The 12,860-nt window shown below is 57.4% G+C and carries 13 protein-coding genes; 11 read left to right on the forward strand and 2 right to left on the reverse strand.

Going from position 1 to position 12,860, the window contains the following annotated elements; all coding sequences use genetic code 11:
* The first annotated feature begins 92 nt into the window (after positions 1–92).
* From H7R73_RS00630 to aroE, 7 genes are all read left to right on the forward strand, one after another.
* Positions 93–1,181 carry a LysM peptidoglycan-binding domain-containing protein gene (locus H7R73_RS00630; RefSeq protein WP_041214093.1) on the forward strand — a complete coding sequence of 363 codons (1,089 nt, stop codon included), beginning with the start codon at positions 93–95 and terminating at the stop codon, positions 1,179–1,181.
* Between the two features lies 1 nt (position 1,182).
* On the forward strand, positions 1,183–2,298 hold the full coding sequence (gene dprA, locus H7R73_RS00635) for a DNA-processing protein DprA (RefSeq protein WP_042882248.1): 1,116 nt from the start codon (positions 1,183–1,185) through the stop codon (positions 2,296–2,298).
* Positions 2,291–2,764 carry a DUF494 family protein gene (locus tag H7R73_RS00640; RefSeq protein ID WP_010672510.1) on the forward strand — a complete coding sequence of 158 codons (474 nt, stop codon included), beginning with the start codon at positions 2,291–2,293 and terminating at the stop codon, positions 2,762–2,764. The genes dprA and H7R73_RS00640 overlap by 8 nt, the downstream gene beginning before the upstream one ends.
* Before the next feature lie 55 nt (positions 2,765–2,819).
* Positions 2,820–3,377 (forward strand): DNA topoisomerase family protein, encoded by a 558-nt coding sequence (locus H7R73_RS00645; RefSeq protein ID WP_041214092.1) that lies wholly within the window; start codon positions 2,820–2,822, stop codon positions 3,375–3,377.
* Positions 3,378–3,650: 273 nt separating this feature from the next.
* Entirely contained in the window at positions 3,651–4,211 is a 561-nt protein-coding gene (locus tag H7R73_RS00650) for a Sua5/YciO/YrdC/YwlC family protein (protein WP_010672514.1), read from the forward strand.
* Between the two features lie 100 nt (positions 4,212–4,311).
* Complete coding sequence (gene hemF, locus H7R73_RS00655) at positions 4,312–5,220, forward strand: oxygen-dependent coproporphyrinogen oxidase (protein WP_010672515.1); 909 nt, start codon at positions 4,312–4,314, stop codon at positions 5,218–5,220.
* A gap of 103 nt (positions 5,221–5,323) precedes the next feature.
* Positions 5,324–6,145 (forward strand): shikimate dehydrogenase, encoded by an 822-nt coding sequence (gene aroE, locus H7R73_RS00660; protein WP_103244069.1) that lies wholly within the window; start codon positions 5,324–5,326, stop codon positions 6,143–6,145.
* Positions 6,146–7,125: 980 nt separating this feature from the next.
* On the opposite strand, the gene yihA is transcribed toward aroE, so the two are convergent.
* Positions 7,126–7,779 (reverse strand): ribosome biogenesis GTP-binding protein YihA/YsxC, encoded by a 654-nt coding sequence (gene yihA / locus H7R73_RS00665; RefSeq protein ID WP_042015244.1) that lies wholly within the window; start codon positions 7,777–7,779, stop codon positions 7,126–7,128.
* 143 nt (positions 7,780–7,922) lie between these two features.
* Between yihA and H7R73_RS00670 the strand changes: the two genes are divergently transcribed.
* The 4 genes from H7R73_RS00670 to hemN all read left to right on the forward strand — a co-directional run bounded on the left by H7R73_RS00670 (position 7,923) and on the right by hemN (position 11,776).
* A complete protein-coding gene (locus tag H7R73_RS00670; protein ID WP_042882257.1) occupies positions 7,923–8,540 on the forward strand; it encodes a c-type cytochrome in 618 nt (205 codons plus the stop codon).
* An 800-nt stretch (positions 8,541–9,340) separates the two neighbouring features.
* Positions 9,341–9,922 carry a Der GTPase-activating protein YihI gene (gene yihI, locus H7R73_RS00675; RefSeq protein ID WP_039039515.1) on the forward strand — a complete coding sequence of 194 codons (582 nt, stop codon included), beginning with the start codon at positions 9,341–9,343 and terminating at the stop codon, positions 9,920–9,922.
* A gap of 11 nt (positions 9,923–9,933) precedes the next feature.
* On the forward strand, positions 9,934–10,374 hold the full coding sequence (locus H7R73_RS00680) for a DUF2489 domain-containing protein (RefSeq protein ID WP_010672520.1): 441 nt from the start codon (positions 9,934–9,936) through the stop codon (positions 10,372–10,374).
* A gap of 28 nt (positions 10,375–10,402) precedes the next feature.
* Complete coding sequence (gene hemN / locus H7R73_RS00685; protein ID WP_103261066.1) at positions 10,403–11,776, forward strand: oxygen-independent coproporphyrinogen III oxidase; 1,374 nt, start codon at positions 10,403–10,405, stop codon at positions 11,774–11,776.
* Positions 11,777–11,844: 68 nt separating this feature from the next.
* Here the strand turns inward: hemN and add are convergent, their stop codons facing one another.
* Positions 11,845–12,846: an adenosine deaminase gene (gene add / locus H7R73_RS00690; RefSeq protein ID WP_103259327.1), complete on the reverse strand. Its 1,002-nt coding sequence runs from the start codon at positions 12,844–12,846 to the stop codon at positions 11,845–11,847.
* Positions 12,847–12,860: the final 14 nt, after the last annotated feature.

Here is a 12,860-nt window from a genome sequence, read left to right on the forward strand (position 1 = left end):
TCATATAAACGCAGTCAATATTGACGTAATTCTAGTCATTTACGCCGACAAAAAACAGCAACACTTTGCGTGCAGAAGTAACAGGGAGTGTTATGTATCTGAAGCAAATCGTCGTCGCCTGCCTGGCGACAGCCCTGGCCGGTGGCGCCATGGCACAGCAGTTGACGCTCAAATCCGGTTACCCCGAGACTTATGTGGTGCAAAAAGGGGACACCCTCTGGGACATCTCGGGCCAGTATCTGGCCGAACCCTGGCTCTGGCCACGCCTCTGGAACATCAATCCGCAGATCGCCAATCCCCACTGGATCTATCCCGGTGACGTGCTGCACCTGAGCTGGGTCAATGGTGAGCCTCGGCTCGGCAAAGCCAGTCAGGGGGGCAAGCAGGTCATCCGTCTCTCGCCCAAGAACCGCTATGAAAACAAGGCCAATCCTATACCGACCCTGCCTCTGAGCGAAATAGCGCCCTTCCTGCAGACCGACCACATTCTGGCCAACAGCCAGCAGAGCAAGGACCTGCCCTATGTGCTCGGCAACAATGACAAGCATGTCGGGATGCTGGAGGGCGACATTCTCTATGTGAAAGGAGCCCTGAACCCGGGCCAGAGTTATGGCCTCTATCGCCCGGGGGTGGCATACAAGGACAAGCATACCGGCGAGTCGCTCGGTCAGGAGGCAATTTTTGTCGGCACGGTGCGGGCAGAGGAGTACCTTGCCCACGACACCACCAAAGTGACGCTGACCCATAACCGGCGTGAGGTGTATCAGGGCGACAAGGTGATGCCGCTGCCGTCGCAGGAGAGCATCTCTGCCGTGTTCATGCCAAAGGCGGCACCCTCCATTTCCCCCGGCTATGTGATCGAGCTGCCGAGCAAGGTACATGGTGGGGGCAAATTTGATGTGGTACTCATCAACAAGGGGGAGCGTGATCAGGTGGCCCCGGGCGATGTGCTCGAGATCCTGCGCCCGGGAGCCGAGATGGTGGACAAGAATGGCAAGGTGTCATACCGGGAATATTCATCCGTCTATGACAAGGCGTTCTATTCTGCCGGCAAGTCATCGCTGCCTGCCGAGGCCGTTGCCAGAGTCATGCTGTTCAAGGTCTACGACAAATTGAGTTACGGTCTTATCCTGCAGAGTCAGGATCTGGTCGGCTCTGGTTATCAGGTCAGTAATTTCTGACGTGTCCTTGCCACTGGAGCGGTTGTCGCTATGGCTGACGCTGGATGCCGTTACAGGCATAGGCCCGGTCACCGCCGCTCGCCTGTTGGCGCATGTGGGTGGTGACATCACAACTCTGTTTGACTCAGACGATGGCGCCCTGCGAGCTCTTGGTCTGCAGAGTGCCCAGATTCAGCAGATGAGATGGCCTCTTCCTGTCGTGGAGCAGGGATTGAGCTGGGCCGCCGAACCCGGCAATCACCTCCTTTGTCCCGATGACCCCGCATATCCTGCCCTGCTCAAAGAGATCCCCGGTGCCCCGCTCTTGCTCTACTGCCGCGGGAACGTCTCATCCCTCTCCCTGCCACAGTTGGCGATGGTGGGTACCCGCCACCCCACCTATGCCGGCAAAGACAATGCGACACGCTTGTGTGCCGAGTTGGTGGGCTGTGGTCTGGCGATCACCTCCGGCCTCGCGTTGGGCATCGATGGCGTCTGCCATCAGCAGGCGCTGGCATCGGGCGGAATCACCCTGGCGGTGCTGGGATCCGGTCTGGATTGTCTCTACCCCAAGCGTCATCAGGGGTTGGCGATGCAGATCCTCGAGCAGGAAGGTCTGCTTGTCTCCGAGTTGGCGCCCCAGCAAGGCCCCCTGGCTGAACACTTCCCTCGCCGCAACCGTATCATCAGTGGTCTGTCGCTGGGGACACTGGTGGTGGAAGCGGCAGAACAGAGTGGTTCGCTCATCACGGCCCGTTATGCGCTGGAGCAGGGCCGCGAGGTCTTTGCCGTTCCCGGCGCCCCGCAAAATGCACAGGCAGCAGGGTGCAACCGTCTGCTTCAACAGGGTGCCAAGCTGGTCTTGAATGCCGCCGATATCCTGGAAGAGTTTCCAAGGCTGGTCTTGCCCCCTGGACCCGCCAACGGTTCTTCCGAGGCGCAGCATAATAGCGAATTGCCTTATGCCGATTTGTTGGATAACGTAGATTATGAGACCACGAGCGTGGATACCGTTGCCGAACGGGCCCGGCTTCCTGTCGATGTCGTACTGGGCAGGTTGGTAGAGCTGGAGCTGGTTGGTGCAGTGATGGCGGTAGCCGGTGGATACGTCAGAGCGAGGAGGGCGAATCATGTTTGATGTATTGATGTACCTTTTCGAGACCTACATCCACAGCGATGCAGATGTGATGGTCGAGCAGGATGAACTCACCGACGAACTGAGCCGGGCCGGTTTCGACAAGGACGAGATCGAGAAAGCGCTCAACTGGCTGGAGCGACTGGCCAACCTGCACGACAGCGAGCGGGAAGTCTATGTCACCGCAAGCCAGCAGGGCTCTATGCGGATCTATGCGCCGCAGGAGCTTGTTCGCCTCAGTACTGAATGTCGCGGTTTCCTGCTGTTCCTGGAGCAGGCGCAAGTGCTGAATGCCGAAACCCGTGAAATCTGCATTGAACGGTTGCTCGAGCTGGACAAGCCGGACATCGAGCTGGACGATCTGAAGTGGGTCGTCATGATGGTGCTGTTCAATGTGCCAGGCAGCGAAAACGCCTACCAGCAGATGGAAGAGCTGGTGTTTGACGAGTCGGACGGCGTCATCCACTGACAGCCCGGTGCCGCGCTGGTAGAATTCAGGCCATCTGGATTTCAAGGCGCGGCCCATGTCAAAGATCGATCACCACCTCTTCTCTGCCCACGAACATGCCTTCGAGCGCGAGCCGTGTCCGCAGTGTGGTGCTGAACTGGTGATCCGCCAGGGCAAGCACGGTCCCTTCCTTGGTTGTTCAGCCTATCCCGCTTGCGATTACATTCGCTCCCTCACCCCCTCTGGCCGCGACATAGAGAAAGTGCTCGAGGGGTCGTCCTGTCCGGATTGTGGCCATCCACTGGCCATCAAGAAGGGTCGTTACGGTCTGTTTGTGGGATGTACCCAGTACCCGGCCTGTCAGCATATCGAATCCCTTCAGGAGAGTGACGATACCCAAATCCTCTGCCCGGAGTGTGGCAAAGGTCATCTGGTGAGCCGCACATCCCGTTATGGCAAACAGTTCTACTCGTGTGACGCCTATCCTCACTGCAAGTATGTGGTGAATGACAAGCCGGTTCCCATGCCCTGTCCCGAGTGTGGCTGGGGCATCATGGTCGAGAAGAAGGTGCGGGGAAACCTGCGCTGGGTCTGCCCGCAAAAGAAATGCTCCCACCAGATTGAGCGGGTATAATCTCGCCGCCCGTGATCAGGCAGGCGGATTGCTGGTCAGCGTGAGGTTGTGAGCAGATGCGCATCGCCCAAGTCGCCCTGCTCCTGATCGCCATCTCAAGCTCCCTGCGGTTGTTCGGTTCACTGATGCACGCAAGCGTCTGAGCCGAAATGCATGACTGAAGAGGAGCAGGGATATAGCCCATATCGCAGCAGTGATGGCCCCGATGCCGTCATGTCGGTTCAACATACAATCCAGTGATGAGAGGCGGCAGCGTGGCTGTCGCATGTGCTTATGCCAAATGAATTTGAACAAGCGGTTGCCGCCCTTCAAGGAGAAGGGGTTATCGCCTATGCCACCGAAGCCGTGTTTGGTCTGGGGTGTGATCCTGATTCCGAAGCCGCCGTGCAGCGGCTGCTGGCCATCAAGCAGCGGCCGGTGGAGAAGGGATTGATCCTGATCGCGGCAGATCTGGCGCAATTGCAGGACTACATCGACCTGAGCCAGCTCAGCGATGAGCAGCTTGCTCGCGTGCAGGCGAGCTGGCCTGGCCCCTTCACCTGGATCATGCCCGCTCGCGCGACGACGCCGTCCTGGTTGACTGGTCAGTTCGATACCCTGGCGGTGCGGGTCACAGGTCATCCCCAGGTGCAAGGGCTTTGCCGGGCATTTGGCAAACCGCTGGTGTCCACCAGTGCCAATCTCACCGGTGAGGAGCCCGCTCGCCGGGTGGCTGATATTGGCGATCTGCTGGCAAGCCAGCTGGCTTACATTCTGCCCGGCGAAGTCGGGGGGCAAGCCAACCCGTCCGAAATCAAGGATGCCCGCACCGGGGCCATCATTCGCCCATCCTGAGTTGGGCACGGCCCTGTTTCATGCAGGTTGTGCGATGAGGTCATGACATTACGAGAAGTGTAGGCAGTGCATGCATGATGCCTGTCTGACAGGAGATAAAATGAGCAAACCGGATGTGGCCCAGGTAAAAGCCTTCCTGCTGCAATTGCAGGATGATATCTGCCGTGGCCTGGAGCAGGCCGATGGATACGGGCGCTTTGTGGAAGATGCCTGGAGTCGCGAAGGTGGTGGTGGCGGTAGAACACGGGTGCTGCGTCAGGGGGCGGTGATCGAGCAAGGTGGGGTCAACTTCTCCCATGTCTATGGCGATGCCATGCCGGCATCCGCGACCGCACATCGTCCCGAACTGGCTGGCCGCAGGTTTGAGGCCATGGGGGTATCGCTGGTGATCCACCCGCATAATCCCTATGTACCGACCAGCCATGCGAATGTGCGGTTCTTCATCGCCGAGAAAGAGGGGGAGGAGCCGATCTGGTGGTTTGGTGGCGGCTTCGACCTGACGCCCTTCTATCCGTTCGAAGAGGACGTGAGGCATTGGCACCAGGTCTCCCGTGAGCTCTGTCAGCCGTTCGGCACCGACATTTATCCCGAGTTCAAATCCTGGTGCGATCGTTACTTCTTCCTCAAGCATCGGGGCGAGACGCGCGGGGTGGGCGGTCTTTTCTTCGATGACCTGAACCGCTGGCCCTTTGCCGACTGCTTTGCCTTTATGCGTGCAGTGGGTGAGGGTTACCTCGCGGCTTACTTGCCGATTGTCGAGCGACGCAAGGAGCTTGCTTATGGGGAGCGGGAACGGGCGTTCCAGCTTTATCGCCGTGGCCGCTACGTGGAGTTCAATCTGGTCTACGACCGCGGGACCCTGTTCGGACTGCAGACGGGGGGGCGCACTGAATCCATCCTGATGTCGATGCCGCCGCTGGCGCGCTGGGAGTACGACTGGCAGCCGGAGGCTGGCAGCCCGGAGGCATTGCTCTATAGCGACTACCTCAAACCGCGCGAGTGGTTGTGACCAGAGGGGCCATGATGGCCCCTTCTTATTGGTCGATATTCGGCTTGTTCCTTCATGAGAAAACCCGTTAAATCGGGATATTGCCCTCAAAAGGAACGCCTTGATGGATCGTTATCTGGTTTTTGGCCACCCCGTGCGCCACAGCAAATCTCCCTTCATTCATACCCTGTTTGCCAGGCAGACCCAGCAAGAGCTGGAGTATGGTCTGGCAGAACCGGCCGTCGATGAGTTTGCCAGCGCTCTGAACCACTTCTTCGCCGAAGGAGGGAAGGGGTGCAACGTGACCGTACCTTTCAAGGAGCAAGCCTTCGTGCTGGTGGAGCGGCTGAGCCCCAGGGCCAAGCGGGCGGGAGCGGTCAACACCATCAAACTGACTGATGATGGCGTGCTGCTGGGTGACAATACCGACGGCGCCGGGCTGGTCGCCGATCTCAAGGCTCACGGAGTGAACCTTGCCGGTAGCAGGATCCTGCTTCTGGGAGCTGGTGGCGCAGCTCGTGGCGCCCTGGCCCCCCTGCTGGCGGAAGCACTGGGCGAGATCGTTGTGGTCAACCGTACCCATGCCAAGGCGGAACAGTTGGCTGTGGAATTCAGGGATCTGGGCAGCATCACGGCTCAATCCTATGAACAGCTGGTGGGGCCGTTCGATCTCATCATCAATTCCACCTCAGCCAGTCTGCAAGGTGAGTTGCCACCTTTGGCTCCAACCCTCATCCACCCGGACATCGCGATCTACGACATGATGTATGGCGCAACGGACACAGCCTTCATCGGCTGGGCCAAACAACATGGCGCGCGCCATACCATGGATGGATTGGGCATGCTGGTCGAACAGGCTGCGGAGGCTTTTACCGTATGGCGAGGGATCCGGCCCGGCACCAAGCAGGTATTGAGAGAGTTGCAGCGCAATCTGGGCGTCGTGTGAACCAGCTAGTGTGCTCTATTGGGCTGTCGGCAGATCTGATGTAGAGATTCTGCATCGCTGGATAGGGGGCATCCATCAGGATGCGGCACGACACGTGTGACGTGAAACGGTTGTTCTGTGGTGGGGGGGGGGCAGAACAGGCACCATTTTATAAAATCATTATCTAACAATAAGTTACTTTTGATTTGCCGTGGCGCGCAGAATTTTTTGAGTTTTTTCTCAAAGCAGCGGAACTTCTGTAACGGACTGCTGACTAACTGGATAGTTGAGGAAGTGCTAGCTAGTCACCTTTATAACTCCCCGGTATTCGTACTGGGGATTTTTTTATCTGCATGAAAATTATGAATATTTTTTCTTTTTCCTACCCTTGAAACTAAATTACATAAATTACTTTCACTTTCTGCTGCTTTGCTGTACAGTTGTCGGCGTAGGGTACAGAGGTAAGATGTTCTATCTTTCAGACCTTTTATTTCACGTAATTGAATGTGGCTGAATAGCAGCCCCGATGAGTCATCGTCGGGGCGTTTTTTTATGCGCAACATTTAGAGTAAATGCTTTAATTGTTGCCGTTCTTTGTTAGAATGAAGGCGTTTCTTGAGGAAAACCAATCGTCTTTGTTCTCGAGAACTCGCTTTTTCCCAAATTTTTGAACTCATTTCTTCAGGCCGGTTTGCAATGGCAAGACCGGCCTCATTTTTATCCCAATATTGCCTCACCGTGTAATTAAATTTCAGTTTCGTTTGTTACAGCCTTCAATTCTGATTTTTTACTCGATATCCATGAAAACGGTATCAGGTTGATGATTAGTTAATTCTTTTCGCGTCTAAACATGCTATCAGTATGATTTAAATATATTTTTTGAGGTTTTTCTTCAGAGGTGGCGAAGGCGGGGAGGGAGGGCTCGGAGATGGGGGGATCATGAAAGCCTTTCAATCAGCGGAGGTCCAACTCCGCCAATTGCAGCCAGGGAGAGGAGTCGTTTACTCCTCGTTCTGATTATCTTCGTCGTCTACCTGGGCGTTGTCTGCTTCGGACAGGTACCAGCCGCTCAGGGTCTGGGCCAGCTTCTCGACGCCGATATTGGTCAGAGAAGAGAATGCTTCAACCTGGATCTGCGGGCCCAGTTCTGCCACCGCCTGACGAACCTTGATCACCTGGTTGTTGCGGGGCCCCGGGCTTAACTTGTCCGCCTTGGTCAGCAACAGCATCACCGGCAGTTCACGGTGTGAACTCCATTCCAGCATGTTCATGTCGGTTTCCTTGAGCGGATGGCGGATGTCCATCAGGATCACCAGCCCTTTCAGGGACTCCCGTCGTTGCAGGTATTCAGCCAGTGACTTTTGCCACTTGAGCTTCATTTCCAGCGGAACCTGGGCATATCCATAGCCGGGCAAGTCGACCAGGCGTTTGCCCGGTTCCAGCTCAAACAGGTTGATCAGCTGAGTACGGCCAGGGGTCTTACTGGTACGTGCCAGGTTCTTGTGTTTGGTCAAGGTATTCAATGCAGACGACTTGCCAGCGTTGGAACGACCGGCAAACGCAATCTCGACACCCCCATCATTTGGCAGGTGGCGGATGTCGGGTGCGCTGGTCACAAAATGCACCTTATTGAAATTCAGAGTTTGTGTATCCAACGTAAATTCCCCATAGAGATAGAGGGTTATAGAGTTACTTTTTTGTGAAATAGTGTAAAATGGCGTCGCTTGAACGCGTTTATTTTAACATGCCTTCAGCGGCATGGGATCTGGAAGCCTAATAACGAGAAAGTTGGAACGCCATGAAGAACCTAGTCATTACACTTGCTCTGATGGTTGGCGTAACTGGGATGGCACAAGCCAAGGGCGATGCCGCTGCGGGACAAACCAAGGCTGCCGTCTGTGCGGCCTGTCATGGACCGGACGGCAACAGCCCAGTCGACATGTATCCCAAGATTGCTGGTCAGCACGCATCATATATCAAAAAACAATTAGTTGAACTGAAGGCTGCAGCTTCTGGCCAAACTGGTCGGGTTGCGCCCGTCATGGGACCCATGGCGTTGCCGTTGTCCGAGCAGGATATGGACGATCTTGCCGCCTATTTCTCCAGCCAGAAGGTGACGCCGGTTGCCGTGCCCGATGATGTGGTTGCCGCAGGCAAGGCGCTTTATATGGGGGGAGACATGGAGCGAGGCCTGGCCGCCTGTACCGCCTGTCATGGCCCACGGGGTTCCGGCGTCGAGCAAGCGAAGTACCCCAGCCTGTCAGGGCAGCATCCCGCCTATATCAAGGCCCAGCTCACCGCTTTTCGTTCGGCGACCCGCGACAACGATCCCAATGGCATGATGCGGGATGTGGCCAAGAAGCTGACGGATCAGGACATCGAGGCGCTCTCCAAGTATGTGGCGGGGCTTCACTGATATAGCCTGTTAGTTATCTTGTTGAAAAGAACAGGGAACCATTGTGTTCCCTGTTCTTTTTTGAGGTTGTAGCGATCGCCCGTAAACAGCCTGCGTTGCTGTAAGAGATCTTCTATATACGGGGCTGGTCGTGTCTGAAAGATTGCTCACGTATATTTTATTATTTTTTGTTTTTCAATGAATTAAGAAATAGAAAATCACTTTGTACCAGTTCGAAATGTGCTTTGGTTGATTGAGTCATCCGGCGAAGAAGTTACAGTAGGCAATCAGGATTGGCCGGAGAGAGGGTGCAAGACCCGTCTTCGGTTTGACAGGATGTCGGCTCGGAGCATGCGATGAGCAATAGATGCAAAAAGCCAGGATGGTGACCGCCAGGGATGAGCGGGGCTGCGGGAGGCAACCACCCCGATGGGAGGCAGGATGTCGCCGGTTTGGGTTAGACAAACAAACACACGCACACTCAGGACTGGTCAATAAGGATCAGGATGATCCAACGAAATGATGCGCCGTGGTTCGCCCAGGGATAAGGCGATTGGCTACCAGGGAATGGAACTCGCATGATGGAAAAAGGCAGCTTCGGCTGCCTTTTTTCTATTGGGTCATTAACCCGCCAAGACATTCTGTGTCAAAATACCAGCAACATGCCCAGAGGATGCCGATCCTGCGGTGTTCAGCGACCCAACGTGGTCGAATTGGTGCGGGATCCCACTCTTGTTCCATATTTACTGTTCCCCGCTTCAGCATCCTCCCCGGACGACACGCTCCGGGGGTTTCCATTCAGTTATTTGTCGGAGTCATTCATGTCGGCCAAACAACCCAACCGCAAGCCTACCGGCAAGCGCAAAGAATCAGATGCCAGTGCTCAGGAAGGTCGTGAGCGCAAGCGCGCCGCCAAGCGCAAGGGCCTGAAGGCGGGCTCCCGCCAACAGGTCGAGCAGGCGGGCAAAAAGAGCGGCTCCAAGCAGGCCAAGGATCCACGCATCGGCTCTCGCAAGCCCATCGCGCTGATTGCCGACGAGAAGGGCAGCAAGCCGGTGGCGACCAAGCCTGCGAAAGAGAAGCGGGTGGTGATGACCCCCGAGCAGGAGCTGGCGTCCATCGAGAATGATGATCGCCTCAATGCCTTGCTGGATCGTCTGGATGCCGGTGAAACCCTGGAGGCCGCAGAGCAGGCATGGGTCGATCAGCGGGTTGACCGTTATCAGGAGCTGATGGACGAGCTCGGTATCATCGACAACGACGATGACGAAGATGGCGACATGGATTTTGATGATGCCGATTTTGACGAGCCGAGTCAGCCTGCCTCCGAAGAGGAGCTGTGGGAACGTTTCTCTCAGGCAGACTACCAGCCTGAAGCCAAACCCGAGCCGAAGAAAAAGTGATGAGTGGATGGATGCTGGCCGCCCTGCTGGGTGGCCTGATTTTGCTGGGGCTTGCCGTCTATGCCGGCACCCTGATGGCGCGTCTCAAACGCCAGCAAGAGATGCAGCAGCACGCCATTGCGGCCCGCAACGAGCGGATCCTGGAGAGTGTCAGGGTGATCGCCCACGCGGTACGAGATGGTCAGTGCGACTACTCGGAAGGCGCCATCCGGCTGACCAATCTGCTGGATGCCTTGCAAATAAAGGGGGGCCGCGCCTTTGCCACCGAGTTCCCGGGGCTCTACGGCCTCTATGAGAAGGTGAAGGAGATGCCGACCCATGAGGCGAGGCGGGCACTCAAGCGCAATGAAGTGATGAAGATGGATCTCGAACGCAGCGGCTACGAGGCCGAGCTGGAGGCGCAGATCCTCAAGGATGTCGCCAGACTGAAGGATTTTCAGTTAAGCCGGTGAGCCCATGACAAAGACAGAGGAAGCAAGCGTGCAAGCAGAACAGATTGTGTGGGATCAGGCCCTGATCGAAAAATACAACTACAGTGGTCCGCGTTATACCTCCTATCCCACTGCGCTGGAGTTCAACGAGGGGTTCGGCTATCCGGACTTTGTCCAGGCAGCGGGCCAGTATCCTGCGCGCAATCTGTCGCTCTACGTGCATATCCCCTTCTGTCACAAGCTCTGCTACTACTGCGGCTGCAACAAGGTCATTACCCGGCACCAGCACAAGGCAGATCAATACCTCGACTACCTCGAACAGGAGATCAAGGCCCAGGCCCCCCTGTTCAAGGAGAGACTGGTCACCCAGCTGCACTGGGGTGGCGGCACACCCACCTATCTGAGCGACCCCCAGACTCGTCGTCTGATGGCCATGTTGCGGGAGCACTTCCACTTCGCCGAGGAGGGGGAGATCAGCATCGAGGTGGATCCCCGCGAGATCGAATTGTCCATGCTGGATGTGCTGCGGGAGCTCGGTTTCAACCGCATCAGCCTTGGCGTTCAGGACTTCAACAAGGCGGTCCAGGTCGCGGTCAATCGGGAGCAGGACAACGACTTCATCCGCGCCATGCTGGTTCGTGCCCGCGAGCTGGGGTTCCGCTCCACCAATCTGGATCTCATCTACGGTCTGCCGCACCAGAACCGGGAGAGCTTCCATCACACCCTGGAAGAGGTGCTCAAGACCGACCCGGCCCGCCTCTCCATCTTCAACTATGCCCACTTGCCGAGCCGTTTTGCCGCCCAGCACAAGCTGAAAGAAGCGGACATGCCGGCGCCGCAGGAGAAGCTGGCCATGCTGCAGGACACCATTGCCTTCCTGACCGGCCAGGGTTATCAGTTCATCGGCATGGACCACTTTGCCAAGCCCGATGACGAGCTGGCCGTCGCCCAGCGTGAGGGCAAGCTGCATCGCAACTTCCAGGGCTATACCACCCAGGGGGATTGCGATCTGCTGGGGCTGGGGGTCTCTTCCATCAGCATGATGGGGGATGCCTATTCCCAGAACCAGAAGGATCTCAAAACCTACTACGCCCAGGTCGAGTCACTGGGCCATGCCCAGTGGAAGGGGTGCTCCCTCAATCGGGACGATCTGATCCGTCGTGAGGTGATCAAGCGCCTCATCTGCGATTTTTCCCTGAACTTCGCCGCTGTGGAACAGGCCCACGGCCTGGTGTTCAAGGAGTATTTTGCCGAAGATCTCAAGCTGTTGCAGACCTTCATCGACGACGGTCTGGTGCGCATGACCGAAGAGGGGCTGGAGGTGGTCTCCACCGGTCAGCTGCTGATCCGCAACATCTGCATGTGCTTCGATGTCTACCTGCGCAACAAGGCGCGCGAGCAGCAGTTCTCCCGGGTGATCTAGGCCGGGCAATGTCGTTGGACAATAAAAAACCGCCTTTCGGCGGTTTTTTTATTGGGTTTTCCCCCTGCTCAGCGTTGAGCTGCACGGGCACTCAGCTCGGCCTTCTCGGCTTCGCTCAGGAAGGCCAGGATCAGGCCGTTCTGCTGGGCGGTGCGGATTTCGCTCACCGTCATGCCGGCAGCGGGGGCAGCCACCTCGTATTCATGGGGCAGGTCGATCCCCTCCACTGCCGGATCGTCGGTATTGAGGCAGGCCAGCACGCCGGCTGCCAGGAACTGGCGGATCGGGTGATCGGCCAGACTCGCCACCGTGGTGGTCTGGAGGTTGGAGGTGAGGCAGGACTCGATGCCGATGCGGTGTTCGGCCAGATAGGCCATCAGGGCCGGCTCCTGGATGGCCTTGACGCCGTGGCCGATGCGCTCGGCTCCCAGCTCGCGAATGGCCTGCCACATGCTCTCGGGGCCGGCGGCTTCACCGGCGTGCACGGTGACCCGCATGCCTGCATCCCGCACCCGGCGGAAGTGGTCGGTGAAGAGCTCGCCCGGGAAGCCCAGTTCGTCGCCGGCCAGATCGATGGCGACCAGGCGATCGCGATGAGCCAGACAGGCATCCAGCTCCTGCTTGCACTGCTCGGTGCCGAAGGTACGGCTCATGATGCCGATGAGATTGGTCTTGATGCCGAAGTCACGGCTGCCTGCGGCCACACCGTCGATGATGGCTTCGACCACGCCCTGCGGGTGCAGTTTGTGGGTCATCGCCATGTAGGCCGGGCTGAAGCGCAGCTCGGCATAGTCGATCCCGGCACGCAGCAGATCTTCCACGTTTTCGTAGGCGACCCGGCGGCAGGCATCGTAGTCGGCCAGCACGGCCACGCCCCAGTCCAGTTTCTTCAGGAAGGCCACCAGACTCGGCTCGTTCTCGACGATCTGCACGTGCGGGCGCAGGGCTTCCAGCTCATCGGCCGGCAGTCGGATGTTGTGCTGACGTCCCAGCTCGAGAATGGTCTGCGGGCGGATGTTGCCATCCAGATGGCGATGCAGGTCGGTCAGGGGGAGGGATCTGTCAATCATGGGGCACCTTCTGC

Origin of the sequence: Aeromonas sp. WP2-W18-CRE-05, assembly GCF_014168615.1 — a bacterium.
Classification (GTDB): domain Bacteria; phylum Pseudomonadota; class Gammaproteobacteria; order Enterobacterales; family Aeromonadaceae; genus Aeromonas; species Aeromonas caviae.

Coding starts and splice junctions, on each gene's coding strand:
- hemF (WP_010672515.1), top strand. CDS start 4,312: ATGAGCAAACCGGATGTGGCCCAGGTAAAAGCCTTCCTGCTGCAATTG.
- yihI (WP_039039515.1), top strand. CDS start 9,341: ATGTCGGCCAAACAACCCAACCGCAAGCCTACCGGCAAGCGCAAAGAA.
- H7R73_RS00670 (WP_042882257.1), top strand. CDS start 7,923: ATGAAGAACCTAGTCATTACACTTGCTCTGATGGTTGGCGTAACTGGG.
- H7R73_RS00640 (WP_010672510.1), top strand. CDS start 2,291: ATGTTTGATGTATTGATGTACCTTTTCGAGACCTACATCCACAGCGAT.
- H7R73_RS00630 (WP_041214093.1), top strand. CDS start 93: ATGTATCTGAAGCAAATCGTCGTCGCCTGCCTGGCGACAGCCCTGGCC.
- H7R73_RS00645 (WP_041214092.1), top strand. CDS start 2,820: ATGTCAAAGATCGATCACCACCTCTTCTCTGCCCACGAACATGCCTTC.
- add (WP_103259327.1), bottom strand. CDS start 12,846: ATGATTGACAGATCCCTCCCCCTGACCGACCTGCATCGCCATCTGGAT.
- H7R73_RS00680 (WP_010672520.1), top strand. CDS start 9,934: ATGCTGGCCGCCCTGCTGGGTGGCCTGATTTTGCTGGGGCTTGCCGTC.
- aroE (WP_103244069.1), top strand. CDS start 5,324: ATGGATCGTTATCTGGTTTTTGGCCACCCCGTGCGCCACAGCAAATCT.
- H7R73_RS00650 (WP_010672514.1), top strand. CDS start 3,651: ATGCCAAATGAATTTGAACAAGCGGTTGCCGCCCTTCAAGGAGAAGGG.